Origin of the sequence: Streptomyces sp. NPDC102451, assembly GCF_044765485.1 — a bacterium.
Classification (GTDB): Bacteria; Actinomycetota; Actinomycetes; order Streptomycetales; family Streptomycetaceae; genus Streptomyces.
The window spans coordinates 1-13387 of record NZ_JBIWKD010000027.1 but is presented as its reverse complement, the minus strand read 5'-3'; the positions used below and the strand labels follow the sequence as shown (position 1 = coordinate 13387).

The following is a 13387-nucleotide window of genomic DNA, read 5'->3' as shown; positions in this document are numbered from 1 at the left end:
CGGGCCGGGTGCGTGTCGCACCGGACGGCCCGGCGCTCCGCTCAGTGGGCGACGACCGGGATCTTGAACTCGTCCTCGGCCCCGTCCGCCAGGTCCCCCGAGCCGCTGACGGCGCCGGAGCCCGGACGGCCCGTGTTGATCAGGGTCATCGCGATCGCCGAGGCGGCGACCAGGATGCCGACCGCCCACCAGATGGCGCTCGCGAAACCGGCGACCATGGCCTGCAGCTGGAGCAGCTTCGGGTCGCTCGCACCGGCCACGTGGTCGGCGATGTACGCGGTGGTGGCACCGGCGGCGATGGTGTTGAGCAGCGCCGTACCGATGGCCCCGCCGACCTGCTGCGAGGTGTTCACCATCGCGGAGGCCACACCCGCGTCACGCGGTTCGATGCCGTGCGTCGCCAGCGACATGGCCGGCATGAACGCAGTACCCATGCCCAGGCCGAGCAGCAGCTGACCCGGCAGGATGACGGCCGCGTACGAGGTGTCGATGTCCAGCTGGGTCAGCAGCAGCATGCCGACGGCCGCCACCAGGAAGCCGGGGCCCATCAGCAGCCTCGGCGGGACCCGGGTCATCAGCCGGGCACCGATCTGCGTGGAGCCGGTGATCATGCCCACGATCATCGGCATGAACGCGAAGCCGGTCTTGACCGGCGTGTAGCCCTTCACGACCTGGAGGTAGTACGTCAGGAAGAGGAAGAGCCCGAACATCGCGATGATCGCGAGACCCAGCGAGAGGTAGACCCCGCCACGGTTGCGCTCGGTCAGGACGCGCAGCGGCAGCAGCGGCGACTTCACGCGCGACTCGGTGACCACGAAGGCCAGCAGCAGCACGGCCGCCGCGACGAACATGCCGATGGTCAGGGAGTCCGACCAGCCGGCCGACTCGGCGCGGGTGAAGCCGTAGACCAGCGAGACCAGGCCCAGCGTGGACAGGACGACACCGGGGATGTCGAGCGGCGAGCGGTTGCGGCCGCCGGCCGGCTCACGGATGACGAAGTAGGCACCCGCGGCGGCGATGATCGCGAACGGGATGTTGACGAAGAAGGTCCAGCGCCAGTTCAGGTACTCGGTCAGGAATCCGCCCAGGATCAGGCCGACCGCGCCACCGCCACCGGCGATGGCCCCGTAGATGCCGAAGGCCTTGGCGCGCTCCTTGGCGTCCGTGAACATCACGGCGAGCAGGGAGAGGGCCGCCGGCGCGAGCAGCGCGCCGAAGACACCCTGCAGGGCGCGGGAGCCGAACATCATCGCCTCGCCCTGGGCCGCGCCGCCGAGCGCGGAGGCCGCGGCGAAGCCGAGCAGGCCCACGACGAAGGTGCGCTTGCGGCCCCACAGGTCGGCGATGCGTCCGCCGAAGAGCAGGAGCCCGCCGAACGCGAGGGCGTAGGCCGTGATGACCCACTGCTTGTTGCCGTCGGAGATGCCCAGGTCGGTCTGGGCGGAGGGCAGGGCGATGTTCACGATGGTCGCGTCGAGCACGACCATCAGCTGGGCGAGGGCGATGAACGCCAGCGCTTTCCAGCGGCTGGGATCCGGAAGGGTGCCGGCTGTTTTCGACATGGGAGTAGCCACCTAAGGACACGAAGAGTTGCGAGTTCGGTGAACGGGCCGTGGAAGGACCCGTCCGCGGAACCGGGAAAGGGCGAACGGTGCCGACGGCCGGACGCGTCAGGTCCGGGCCGGCTTCAGGGCTGTGGTGGGGCCGCCGAGGGCTGCCCGCTGAAGGTCTGTGGGTCGTTTCTCCGGTGCGCGGACGTCAGCGCCCGCTGCGCAGGTCCTCCAAGGTCGCCGCCGATCCGGGCAGCTCGGAGCGGGCCGGGGCCTCCAGGCCGTCCAGGAAGAGCTGCAGATGGCGGTGGGTGAACCGGTCTATGTCCAGGCAGGCGATGCCGGGCAGCGGCCGGGTGAGCTGGGAGAGGGCGACGAGTACGTCACCGACGGCGATGTCGGTGCGCAGCCTCCCTGCGGACATGGCACGCTCCACGAGCCCTTCGACGGCCTCTTCGAGGCGACGGCGCTCGCTGAGCAGTTCGGGGTGGTCGGTGTCGAAGCCGCCGGACAGCATCGGGCACAGGGCACCGATCCGTTCGTCGGCCGCCGCGTGCACGAAGCGACTGAGGGCGGCGAACGGGTCGGACTCGGCCGCGACGGCCTCCTCCACCCGGTCGGTGGTGCGGGAGGTGACGGCGAGGACGACCTCATGGACCAGAGCCGCACGGTCGGGGAAGTTCCGGTAGAGCGTGGCGTTGCCGACCCCGGCCCTGCGCGCGATCTCGTCGAGCGGCACGTCCGGCCCGAACTCGACGAACATCTCGCGCGCGGCCGTCACGATCCGCTCCCGGTTGCGCAGCGCGTCGGCCCGCGGGCGGGACGTACGGCGCTGTGCGGCGCAGGCGGCGATGTCGGCGACGGACTTCACGGCTTCCCTTCCGGTGTGTGACCGGCCCTCCGGCGAACCGGGGACCGCATCCCCGTTTCATGGGGACACAGATGCAAACGGGGAGAGGCTCCCCGGATATTTCCCCCGCTTATGTGACCTGCATCACAACATCCGGGCGGCGGAAACCCTCCATCGGCGCACCCAGCGAGCGGTCCCCCACCACCCGGAAGAGGCTGATCGCCAGAGCGCAGTCAGGGCCGGCCGGCTGCCGCGGACCGAAGGCGAGCCCTATGCAGCAGCCCCGCCACCGGATACGCGGATGCCGCCGGCCCCTCGCACTCGCCGGAGCGACGGCCCTGGTCATCGCGACGATGGCCTCGGCCAGCTCCACCCTCCCCATCGCCAGCCGCGCCTCCGCCGGGCCGGCCGCCCCGCGCGGAACCGGGCTCGCGCCGTGCCGAATACCCACGGCCATGGGCGTACAGATGTCGGAGGGCATGCCGACCCCGCCCGGCTACGCACGCTCCACCGGCCGGGTCAGAGCCCTCAACCTGATGATCGACTTCCCCGACGCGCAGGCCACGGAACCGGCGGCGGACCGGCTCGCGGAGTTCTTCCCGCAGACCTCCGACTGGTTCCGTACGAGCTCCTACGGCCGCCTGACCTATCTGCCCGAAGCGCCCGTGAAGGACTGGCTGCGGATGCCGCTGCCGTTCTCCGAGTACGGCATCGAGCGCGGCTCACCGTACGAACCGGGCTACCGCAAGATGGTCAAGGACCTGGTGACCGTCGCCGATCCGAAGGTCGACTTCTCGGCGTACGACCTGGTCAACGTGCTGGTCACCCCGAACGCCGGACCCTCAGCGCTGGACACCGTCCTGTCCGTGACCTTCTCCGGCAACGACGACGCCCCGTTCGCCGACGGCACCCCGCTCGCCAACACGTCCTTCGTCTACAGCCGCCAGGACGACGGCTCGGGATCGTACGCGGAGACCGGCTACCGGGTCCTGCCCCACGAGAACGGCCACGTCTTCGGGCTGCCCGACCTCTACACGATGGAGGGCGGCGGCTCCGTGGGGCACTGGGACATCATGTCCGAGGACTGGGGGGCCAACAACGACCTCCTGGGCTGGCACAAGTGGAAGCTCGGCTGGTTGGACAACGACCAGATCAGCTGCGCCGCCATGCCCGGCACCAGCGAGCACACCCTCGGACCGCTGGCCACGGCGGGCGGCCCGAAGCTGGTCTTCGTGCCGGTGAGCGCCGAGTCCGGCTACGCGATCGAGGTACGGACCGCCGGGGGCAACGACGACGCGGTCTGCCGGCCCGGCGTCCTCATCTACAAGGTGACCTCCGACGTGGACACCGGGCAGGGCCCGGTCTCCGTCGAGGACAGCACCGAGGACAGCGGCGGCTGCACCCGCCGGCCGAACGTCCACGCCGAGCTCTCCGACGCCCCGTTCGAACCCGGTGAGACGTTCACCGACCGGGCCGACGGCATACGCGTCTCCGTGCTGGAGAAGGACGCGGACGGGAACTACCGGGTGCGGATCACCCGGCAGTGAGGCCGTCTCGCGCGTACTGCTCGACCACGCCGCGCAGCTCCCGCTTGAGGATCTTCCCCGTGGCGTTCCGCGGCAGCGGCTCCCGGGTCACCAGCACATGGGCCGGGACCTTGAACGCGGCCAGACCCCGGCCCACGTGCGCCCGCAGCGCGTCCGCCGTGACGGCGGAGTCCGGGCGGACCCGGACGACCGCGGCGACCTCCTCGCCCAGCACCGGATGCGGGACGCCGAGCACCGCCGCGTCCTCGACGTCCGGGTGGTCGTGCAGGGCGGCCTCGACCTCCACGCAGTAGACGTTCTCGCCGCCCCTGATCACCAGGTCCTTGATCCGGTCCACGACCGCCACCCGGCCGTCCCGGACCACGGCGAGATCGCCCGTACGGAACCAGCCGCCGGTGAACGCCTCTGCCGTCGCCTCCTCGTCGCGCCAGTAGCCGCGGACCAGGGACTGCCCGCGCAACCACAGCTCGCCGGGCTCGCCGTCCGGGAGCGCCTCGCCCGCCGTGCCCGCGATCCGTACCTCGGTGACCGGAGTCGGGGTGCCGACGGAGTCCGGGTGCGCCCGGTACGCGGCGCCGAAGGCGGCCAGCACCCCGCCGCTGGTCTCGGTCAGGCCGTAGCCGTTGCGCGGCTCGATCCGCTCGCCGTGCCGCGCCGTGAGCTGGGCGACCAGGTCCGGCGGAGCCGCCGCGCCACCGGTGTTCAGCCCCTTCAGGCTCTCCAGACCGTCGTCCGCGCGGTCCGCCGCCGCGAGCAGCTGGAGCGCGGTGGCCGGAACGCCCGCGTAGTGGGTGACCCCGTGCCTGCGGATCAGCCGCAGGGCCTCGTCGGCGTCCCACTTCGGCATCAGGACGAGGGTGCCGCCCGCCGCCATCGCCGCGTACAGGCTGGTGAACGCCGCGACGTGGAAGAACGGGAACGTCATCAGGGTGACCGGCGACGGCCCCTGGCCCGGGACGACCCCACGGCCCAGCGCCGAGGCGGCGGCCTGGTAGCGCGGGTTGAGCGCCGCGCCCGCCTGCGCGAGATGGGTGGCCACGGCGCCCTTGGGCCGGCCGGTGGTGCCCGAGGTGTAGATGATCGTGGCGTCGTCCTCGGGCCTGATCTCCGCCTCGGGCGGCGCGGCGTACGGATCGGGCTCCGGCAGATCCGCGTACCGCTCGGCCCCGGCCGGCAGCTCACCCTCGGCATGGAAGGCGACGAGGCGCACCCCCGCCTTACCGGCCCAGCCCGCCACCTTCGGCAGCTGCTCCCCGTCGACCAGCAGCACCGACGGCTCGCAGTCGTCGAGGGCGTAGCCGAACTCCCCCTCGGCCCACCAGGTGTTGAGCGGTACGGCGACGAGCCCGGCCAGCTGGGCCGCCCAGAAGGCGATCTGCCACTCGGGGTGGTTGCGCATCGCCACCACGGCCCGCTCCCCCGGGCGCAGCCCGTACGACTCGGTGAGCCGGCGGGCCAGCGAGGACGCGGCCGCGAAGAACTCGCCGTACGAGCAGGTCCGTTCGCCCGAGATCAGGAACGGCTGGTCACCGAAGGCCCAGGTGGTCTCCACGAACTCCCGCAGGGTGCGGGGGCCGTTCGCGTAGATGAGGGGGCCGTGCTCCGCCCGCACCACGGCGAAGGGTGCCCCGGGGGCGGTCAGTGATGCCTCGATACGGGCGAGGGCCGCCGGGTCGGGTGAACTGCTCGGGTCGATGTGCGGCACGAACGGCCTCCCACGCACTGCGGACTGGCTCAGGGACCCGGCGACGCTATGCCCGCACCCCGGCCCCGTCAACCGGCGACGGGAGCGGGAACGGGCCGGTGGCCGCGGCCCCCGGAGAGTGCGGCCACCGTCCCTCGTACGGACGTTCCCCCACCGGAAGGCCGGCAGGCCGCGCTCGGCCCGGGCGGTGATCCGCACTCTCACCGCCTGCCGGCATCGCGCCGGCCGGCCCCCTGCCGTGGGCGGCGGCGAGCTCCTGCCCGAGCCTCGCCAGACGGGCGCGCGCCTCGGGCGGTCCGAGCACCTCGACGCCCGCTCCGGCGCCCGCCAGCTGCGCGACCAGGGTCTCGACGGACGGACCGTAGGCCTCGATGTCACACCGCCCGTCGGGGCGTGATTCCCCCGTACGGAGCCGGTCGCCCAGCAGCTCACGCAGCCCCGGCACGGCGGCGGGCTCGGCGGCGGCGCGCACGGTGGTGGCGCGCAGCCGGCGCTCGGCCTCGGCCGCGAGCTCATGCCAGGCCTCGGCCAGGTCGAAGCCCTCCGGCCGCCGGGCGGGCTCGCCCGTGACGGTGACGGAGGTGACCCGGGTGTGCAGGAAGGAGCGCAGCCCCTCCCCGTCGGCGGCCACCGTGTACCAGCGGCCGGCCTTGCAGACCAGGCCCAGCGGATCGACGGTCCGCTCCTGGCCCGGGGCGCCCTCGTCCGCGTACCCGACGGTGATGCGCACCCGGTCCAGCACCGCCTGCTCCAGGGCGTGGTGGTGCGGTCCGCCCGCGGTCCGCACCGCCGCCCGCGACCAGTCGAGACCGTCGACGACCAGCGCCTTGGACGCCGCCTCGGCGTGCGTCCGCATCGGGGCGGGCACGGCCTGCACCAGCTTCCGCAGAGCGGCGCGGAGTTCGGGCGAGGCGGACAGCGGGCCCGCCGCCAGGAACAGTGCCCCGATCTCCCGCTGGGTGAAGCCGGTGAGATCGGTACGGGCGCCACCCACCAGGCTCCATCCCCCGCCGCGTCCGCGCTGCGAGTAGACGGGGACACCGGCGGCGGACAGCGCCTCCAGGTCACGCCGGGCCGTGCGCTCGGAGACCTCGAGCTCCTCCGCCACCTGACGCACCGTCACGCGTCCACGGGCCTGGAGGAAGAGCAGGGTCGCCACCAGACGGTCTGCCTTCATTCTGTCCAGCTCTTTCTAATAGGCCATGAGATGACCTGTTTCATAAGGAAGATGAAGTGATGACTGATACCGCGCATGCTTCCGACACCCGTCCGCCCGCCGACCCCCGCGGCGGCCTCTTCAAGGCAGTCGAGCTGGCCACCGGAGTCCTCGCCGCCATCCGCCCCGACCAGTACGACCAGGGCACGCCCTGTCCCGAGTACTCGGTCCGCGACCTCGCCAACCACCTGGTCTCGGTCCTGCGGCGCGTCACCGTGCTCGGCAGCGGCGGCTCCTTCATGAGCGTCCCGAACCTCGCCCCCGACGTCGCCGACGGCGCGTGGGCCGAGGCCTGGACCGCGGCGGCCAAGGAGTTCGACGCCGTGTGGTCCGACCCGGCGGTCCTGGACCGGCAGATCGCCCTGCCGTGGGGTCCGGTCCCCGGCGCGGTCGCCTCGGTGATCTACACGAACGAGTTCGTGCTGCACACCTGGGACATCGCCGAGGCCACGGGCCAGAGCCCGCTGTGGACCCCGGAGCTGCTCGCCGCGCCGCTGGCGGTGATGCGCCGTGCCGTGCCGGCCGAACCGCGTGGTGGCCAGGTCCCGTTCGGACCGGTGGTCGAGGTGCCCGAGGACGCTCCCGCCATCGACAGGCTGGTCGGCTGGTACGGCCGCCGTCCCTGACACGCCGGAAGGGAGGGGCCGCCGTCCTGGGACGGCGGCCCCTTCGCCTGTTCCGACCGGGCCGGATCACCGGTGTGGGTGGCAGGCGGCGCCCTCGTCTCCCGGATCAGCCGCCGAGCACCCGGTCGACCCGGATCTCGATGACCGCGAGGCCCGGCGGCCGGGGCGGCGGCGACCAGAACCGCCGGGTGTAGAGGCGTACGCCCTCCGCCACACGGGCCGGGTCGGTGGAGACCGTCGCCGTGCCCTCCAGCGTGATCCAGCGCCAGCCGGCCGTCTGGCAGACCGAGACCCGGCCGCCCGGCCGGGCCAGCACGTTCCTGGCCTTGCGCCGCGCCACCGTGGTCATGACCCGGGCCAGGCCCGTGTCCTTGTCCCAGGTGAAGCGGACCGGCGCCGTGTGCGGGCTGCCGTCGGGGCGGAGGGTGGTGAAGGTGCACAGGTGGCTCTCCGTCAGGAACGCCTGCGCCTCGGCGGACAGTGCTGGTGTCTGTGTCTGTGTCTGTGCCTGCGTCATGGCATGTTCCGTTCCTCAGGCGACCGGGGCGCCGGCGGGCAGGTCCTTGGCCCTGGTCAGCGGCAGCAGCACCAGGGTGACCAGGAGGCCGGCCGCTGCGAATCCGGCGCTGATGAGGAAAGCGTCGTGGAAGACCGTGGTGCGGGCCTGGTCGACCAGCTCGGGGACGCCCTTGCTCTGTGCCTCCAGCTCGTCGATCCGGCGGAAGGCGTAGGTGGCGGCGACGGCGAGGCCGAGGGCGCCGCCGATCTCCTGGGAGGTGTTGATGAGGCCGGCGGCCAGACCCGACTCGTGCTCCTCGGAGCCGGCGAAGGCGGAGATCTGGAGCGGCACGAAGGAGGCGCCCAGACCGAGGCCGCAGATGATGAACGCGGGCAGCAGGTCGACGAGGTAGGCCGCGTCGGACGGTGCCCTCCACAGCAGGAGCATGCCGGTGCCGACCAGCGTCAGACCGGTCATCAGGACCGGCTTGGCGGCGACCTTGGTGACGACCTGGGAGGCGATGCCCGCGCCGACCGCGGTGGTCAGGGCGAGGGGGACGTACGCGAGACCGGTGGTGACGGCCGAGTAGTCGAGCACCTGCTGCATGAAGAGGCTGGCGAAGAAGAACAGGCTGACACAGGTGCCCAGGAGCAGGATCGCGATGATGTTGGCGGCGCGCAGGGACGGGCGGCGGAAGACACCGAGCGGCATCAGCGGGGCGGCCGCGCGGCGCTCGATGAGCAGGAAGCCGACCAGCAACAGTGCGGAGAGGGCGAACCCGCCGTAGATACGGGCCATGGGGACGTCGGAGTCGTCGACGGTCTGGCCGAGAGTAAAGATCAGCAGGATCAGACCGGCGGTGAGGACGACGGCGCCCGCGACGTCGAAGCTGCGGGTGCGCTCGGCGGAGCGGCTCTCACCGACGATCATCGGGGCGATGACGGCGCCGACGATACCGATCGGCACATTGATGAAGAAGATCCAGCGCCAGCCAGGCCCGTCGGTGAGCAGCCCGCCCAGGGTGACACCGGCGACGGCGGCGACCCCGCTGAGCGCGCCCCACACACCGAGCGCCTTGTTGCGCGCCGGGCCCTCCTCGAAGTTGTTCGTCAGCAGGCTGAGTGCGGCGGTGGCCATGAAGGCTGCGGCCAGACCCTGCCCGGCACGGGCGCCGATCAGCATGGCGGAGTTCTGCGCCAGGCCCGCGAGCAGTGAGGACACGGCGAAGAGGACCAGACCGGTCCGGAGCATCCGGCGGCGGCCGAGGGTGTCGGCGAGCCGGCCGGTCAGCAGCAGGAAACCGCCGAGGAGCATGCCGTACGTGGTGACGACGTACTGCAGAGCCGTCTGGGAGATGTGGAGCTCGTCCTCGATGGTGGGGAGGGCGACGTTCACGATCGACACGTCGAGGAACGTCATGAAGCCGGCCAGGCAGAGGAAGGCCAGGATGAGGCCGGGGCGGTGGGCGGGCCCTCCGTCCGGCTTCACTGCGGATGTGCTCGGGGACTCTTGGACTGACATGACAACTCCTACGAGAACGCGGAACGGATGAGGGGACGGACGCAGAGAGCGGAGGAAGCCTGTGGACCGGGTGGAACCGGTGGTCCCGGGTGGTGCCCGGAGCGGTGGAGCCGGGGCGGAGCCCGGTGGCGCGGAGAGAACGGCATGGCTGACTGTCGGTGACGACGGCGGTGCTCTGTGGCGTCTTCCAGGAAGCTAGCATCCTGAGTAAAGTAGGTACCTAGAGGAAAGTGACTATCCGAAGGGCTCGCATGAACACCAGCACCGCACTGCCGGGCACCCCCGGGACCGCCCCCGCGCACGGGGTGTCCTCGGTGCAGGCGTGCCCAATCGCCCCGGTGCTCGACATCGTCTTCAGCCGGTGGACGACGCCGATCCTGTGGACGCTCCACGCCTTCGGCCGCCAGCGCTTCGTCGTACTGCAGCGCAACATCGGCACGATCACCCCGAAGGTGCTCACCCAGCGCCTGCGGCAGATGGAGCGCGACGGGCTGGTCCTGCGCACCTACCACCCCGAGGTGCCCCCCAGGGTGGAGTACGAGATCAGCGAGCTCGGGAGCAGCCTGGCGCCGCTCTTCGCGCACCTCGCCGACTGGTCCGCCGACAACCTGCCGCGCGTCGAGCAGGCACGGCAGGAGTTCGACACCACGGAGGAGAAGGCCTCCGGCCGCGGCCACTGAGGGGTCGGGCCGACGGCGCCCTACGATCCATCTCCGCGATTGCCCCGCCGGACGACGCCGCCGCGCCGCTGATCATCCACGCGGGCGGGAAGCCGGGCGCGTCCACGAGCACCGCTCACCTTGCGAGTCCCGCTCCAGCCCTGCATGCCCCATGGAGAACGTCCCAGTTCAGAAGTCATGCCATGAACCCACGGCCGCGCATGGCGACAACGGGGGCGACCTCCGCGACCCCCATCAGCTACGCTGTCAGCGGTCAGTCGACCTGCCAGTGCGCCTGCTCGGGAAGGTGTCCCTCCGGACCCCTGCCCCGTCACCGCCAGAAGGCCGCTTGACCAGGGCGCTCGTCGCACTCCGCCCGGAGTTCCCCACGGGGTTTCCGGCAAGGTTTCGGCAAGCCCCGCCTTCGTAGCTCAGGGGATAGAGCACCGCTCTCCTAAAGCGGGTGTCGCAGGTTCGAATCCTGCCGGGGGCACAACGCGTTACCGCTCTGACCTGGGGTTTATCCCCCAGGGAGGCGTCTAACTCGGCCTCGGACTTCTCGTCCGGGGCCGTTTGCGTGAGCGGTGCGTGAGCGGACGGCTACGGTCCCAGCACTTCAGCGGACGCTCCTGCCGGTCGTCCGGGATGCCGAATGCGGCTCTGATCAGGCCACGAGGATCTCCACGCCGAGTGTCTTGAGCTGCTCGATGACCGCGTTGTGAGGGTCGGCGTCGGTGATCAGCCCGGTGATCTTGTCCCACGGCAGGACGCGGTACGGCGAGGCGGTACCGATCTTCTCGCGGGAGGCGAGGACGTAGGTGTCCGCGGCCCGCGCGGACAGGGCCCGCTTCATCGCAGCCTCCTCGGCGTCCCCCGTGGTCAGTCCCGCCTCGGGGTGGACGCCGGTGACGCCCAGCAGACACAAGTCGGCGGAGACGTTCTGCGCGGCCTCGACCGCAGCAGCGCCGCAGGTGACCGCCGAGTGCTTGAAGACGCGCCCGCCGAGGAGGAAGAGATCCGCCCCTGGGTGGTCGATCAGAGCCGTGGCGATCGTCGGGCTGTGAGTGATCACCGTGCAGACGAGGTCCTTCGGGAAGGCCCGCGCCACAGCAAGGGCGGTGGTGCCGCCGTCCAGGATCACCGAGCCGCCCGGCCGCACCAGCGCGGCGGCCATTGAGGCGACCTTCCGCTTGCCGTCCGGGGCCACCGTCTGCCGGGTGTCGTAGCCCGCCACTGCGGGAGACGCGGGCAGCGCGCCACCGTACACCCTCTGGCACAATCCCTCGGCGGCGAGATCGCGAAGGTCACGCCGCACGCTGTCCTCAGAAATGCCCAGTTCGACGGCGACGTCCTTGGCCACGACCTTTCCCGTGCGTGCGAGCAGGTTGAGCAAGTGCTCGCGTCGTTCAGCAGCCAGCATGCACGTCTCACGTTCCTTCATGTTTCTGCACGATTCTGCATGTATCTTAGCCGTCATGACCGACAAGCCGATGCTCATTCTCATCGCAGGCCCCTACCGCTCCGGCACTGACGGCGACCCGCAAGCCATGGCCGCCAACCTCGCCCGCCTGGAAACCGCGGCCTGGCCCGTCTTCGCGGCCGGACATCTCCCGGTGATCGGCGAGTGGATCGCCCTGCCTGTCCTCCGCTCCGCCGGTGCGGGCCCCACCGCCCCCCTGGCCGACCAGGTTCTCTACCCGACCGCAGACCGGCTGCTCGCCCATTGCGACGCCGTACTGCGCCTGCCGGGCGAATCCGCCGGCGCCGATCAGGACGTCGCCACCGCTCGCCGCCGCGGCCTCCCCGTCTACAACGACGTCGCCGACATCCCGCGCCGCACCCCGCAGGAGAGCATGTGACGAACAGCCCTGGTGCCGACACCCCCGATCACCGCGGGCGCACCGGTCTCCACCTCGCCGGACGCGACCTCGACCGCAACCCCAACGTCCGGATACGCGACGTCGAACTCACCTCCCAGGGCTGGCACGTCCTGCGCCGCACCACCTTCGACTACCGGCGCCGCGACGGACGGTGGGAGACCCAGCAGCGCGAAACCTACGACCGTGGCAATGGCGCCGTTGTCCTGCCCTACGACACCGAACGCAGCCGCGTCCTGCTCACCCGCCAGTTCCGCTACCCGGCCTACGTGAACGGCCACCCCGACGGCATGCTCATCGAAGCAGCGGCCGGACTGCTCGACTCGCAGGACCCGCACACCGCGATCCGCCGCGAAAGCGCCGAAGAACTCGGCATCAGACTCGGCCCGCTCACCCACGTTCTCGACGCATACATGAGCCCGGGCTCCGTCACCGAGCGCCTCCACTTCTTCGCCGCCCCCTACACCCCAGCCGACCGGACCGGCACGGGCGGAGGACTCGAGGAAGAGGGCGAGGACATCGAAGTCCTCGAACTTCCCTTTGACGAGGCCCTCACCATGACCCGCGACGGACGCATCACCGACGGCAAGACCTGCCTGCTCCTGCAATGGGCAGCCCTGCACGGGCCCTTCGCCCGACAGCAGAACGCCTGAAAGACCGTCGCCAGATGCGCCCAGGACAGCAGAGCGTTTGACTTCCCCGGGCGGCACAAGTGAGCTGTTTACAAGCTGGTGGTGCTGACCGCGAGTTGGGCAGTCCTGCGCAACGACGAAGCTCCTGGCAGACGGGTTCTCGACCAAGATCACTCGCGTCCACGAGGAGCTTCGCGTGCTTGTCCACCCGCCCTCGATTGATCTGTCCAGCCGCACCTTGCGGTTCCTAACCGGACAGCTGACAGCCAAGCGGCGGAAGATCGGGACTCGGTGGCGACGCCTTCCCGCCTCGCGACAGGCCCTGCTCGCCCTGGGCCGAACCAGGCGCCGTTCCCGCCGCAGCAGCGGGCACAGGACTACTTCCCGATGTTCACACGGTCGTTGTCGAGCAGAGAAGTGTGGGTCGCCGCAGCGTTCGCGGGCGACGGATCGTGTGGGGCCCAGGAGTCCGGCCTTCGCGGTGCTGTACGCAGCCAGGTCGGCCCGGCCGGCGCGGGCGTCGACGCCGGCGCGCAGTTCACCAGGGGCGGGCGCGCAGGGCGAGCAACGACCGGCCACCTCGCCTTGTCGTTAACCAGCCAAATAACTAAGACCGTGTCCTATGTGGTGAGTCGGAGGAGTCGCTTGTAGCAGCAAAGGGCGGCGGCGAGGCCGAGAAAGGCCAGGTAGTTGCGGGGTTGGCGT

General features: G+C 71.2%; 12 protein-coding genes, 1 tRNA gene and 1 pseudogene. 7 read left to right on the top strand and 7 right to left on the bottom strand.

Features of this window, described 5'->3' with window-relative positions; translation table 11 throughout:
* Positions 1 to 41: 41 nt before the first annotated feature.
* On the bottom strand, positions 42 to 1562 hold the full coding sequence (locus ACIRD8_RS35365) for an MFS transporter (RefSeq protein WP_404001120.1): 1521 nt from the start codon (positions 1560 to 1562) through the stop codon (positions 42 to 44).
* A 196-nt stretch (positions 1563 to 1758) separates the two neighbouring features.
* Positions 1759 to 2421 carry a TetR/AcrR family transcriptional regulator gene (locus ACIRD8_RS35360; RefSeq protein WP_404001117.1) on the bottom strand — a complete coding sequence of 221 codons (663 nt, stop codon included), beginning with the start codon at positions 2419 to 2421 and terminating at the stop codon, positions 1759 to 1761.
* Positions 2422 to 2672: 251 nt separating this feature from the next.
* On the opposite strand from ACIRD8_RS35360, the gene ACIRD8_RS35355 reads away from it, so the two are divergent.
* Complete coding sequence (locus tag ACIRD8_RS35355; RefSeq protein ID WP_404001114.1) at positions 2673 to 3947, top strand: M6 family metalloprotease domain-containing protein; 1275 nt, start codon at positions 2673 to 2675, stop codon at positions 3945 to 3947.
* Here the strand turns inward: ACIRD8_RS35355 and ACIRD8_RS35350 are convergent.
* Positions 3934 to 5652 carry a class I adenylate-forming enzyme family protein gene (locus ACIRD8_RS35350; protein ID WP_404001111.1) on the bottom strand — a complete coding sequence of 573 codons (1719 nt, stop codon included), beginning with the start codon at positions 5650 to 5652 and terminating at the stop codon, positions 3934 to 3936. The two genes, ACIRD8_RS35355 and ACIRD8_RS35350, sit on opposite strands and share 14 nt — an antisense overlap.
* A 46-nt stretch (positions 5653 to 5698) precedes the next feature.
* Positions 5699 to 6829 carry a helix-turn-helix transcriptional regulator gene (locus ACIRD8_RS35345; RefSeq protein ID WP_404001108.1) on the bottom strand — a complete coding sequence of 377 codons (1131 nt, stop codon included), beginning with the start codon at positions 6827 to 6829 and terminating at the stop codon, positions 5699 to 5701.
* A 59-nt stretch (positions 6830 to 6888) separates the two neighbouring features.
* Between ACIRD8_RS35345 and ACIRD8_RS35340 the strand changes: the two genes are divergently transcribed.
* Positions 6889 to 7494 (top strand): TIGR03086 family metal-binding protein, encoded by a 606-nt coding sequence (locus tag ACIRD8_RS35340; RefSeq protein WP_404001105.1) that lies wholly within the window; start codon positions 6889 to 6891, stop codon positions 7492 to 7494.
* Between the two features lie 106 nt (positions 7495 to 7600).
* On the opposite strand, the gene ACIRD8_RS35335 is transcribed toward ACIRD8_RS35340, so the two are convergent.
* Both ACIRD8_RS35335 and ACIRD8_RS35330 read right to left on the bottom strand, forming a co-directional pair.
* On the bottom strand, positions 7601 to 8011 hold the full coding sequence (locus tag ACIRD8_RS35335) for a pyridoxamine 5'-phosphate oxidase family protein (RefSeq protein ID WP_404001102.1): 411 nt from the start codon (positions 8009 to 8011) through the stop codon (positions 7601 to 7603).
* Positions 8012 to 8026: 15 nt separating this feature from the next.
* Complete coding sequence (locus tag ACIRD8_RS35330; protein WP_404001100.1) at positions 8027 to 9514, bottom strand: MFS transporter; 1488 nt, start codon at positions 9512 to 9514, stop codon at positions 8027 to 8029.
* Positions 9515 to 9765: 251 nt separating this feature from the next.
* Here ACIRD8_RS35330 and ACIRD8_RS35325 point away from each other — a divergent pair, with 251 nt between their 5' ends.
* Positions 9766 to 10194 carry a winged helix-turn-helix transcriptional regulator gene (locus ACIRD8_RS35325; protein WP_404001097.1) on the top strand — a complete coding sequence of 143 codons (429 nt, stop codon included), beginning with the start codon at positions 9766 to 9768 and terminating at the stop codon, positions 10192 to 10194.
* Positions 10195 to 10593: 399 nt separating this feature from the next.
* Positions 10594 to 10666: transfer RNA gene (locus ACIRD8_RS35320), tRNA-Arg, on the top strand.
* 171 nt (positions 10667 to 10837) lie between these two features.
* Here ACIRD8_RS35320 and ACIRD8_RS35315 read toward each other — a convergent pair.
* The gene (locus ACIRD8_RS35315) at positions 10838 to 11593 is read right to left on the bottom strand and encodes a DeoR/GlpR family DNA-binding transcription regulator (RefSeq protein WP_404001094.1); all 756 of its coding nucleotides are present in this window, start codon (positions 11591 to 11593) and stop codon (positions 10838 to 10840) included.
* 55 nt (positions 11594 to 11648) lie between these two features.
* On the opposite strand from ACIRD8_RS35315, the gene ACIRD8_RS35310 reads away from it, so the two are divergent.
* The 3 genes and pseudogenes from ACIRD8_RS35310 to ACIRD8_RS35300 form a co-directional block, all read left to right on the top strand.
* Positions 11649 to 12032, top strand: a complete 384-nt coding sequence (locus ACIRD8_RS35310) for a DUF4406 domain-containing protein (protein ID WP_404001092.1) — start codon at positions 11649 to 11651, stop codon at positions 12030 to 12032.
* Positions 12029 to 12703: an NUDIX domain-containing protein gene (locus ACIRD8_RS35305; protein WP_404001089.1), complete on the top strand. Its 675-nt coding sequence runs from the start codon at positions 12029 to 12031 to the stop codon at positions 12701 to 12703. The genes ACIRD8_RS35310 and ACIRD8_RS35305 overlap by 4 nt, the downstream gene beginning before the upstream one ends.
* A 175-nt stretch (positions 12704 to 12878) precedes the next feature.
* A pseudogene (locus tag ACIRD8_RS35300) lies at positions 12879 to 13028 on the top strand (IS5/IS1182 family transposase); the annotation flags it as partial.
* Between the last annotated feature and the right edge of the window lie 359 nt (positions 13029 to 13387).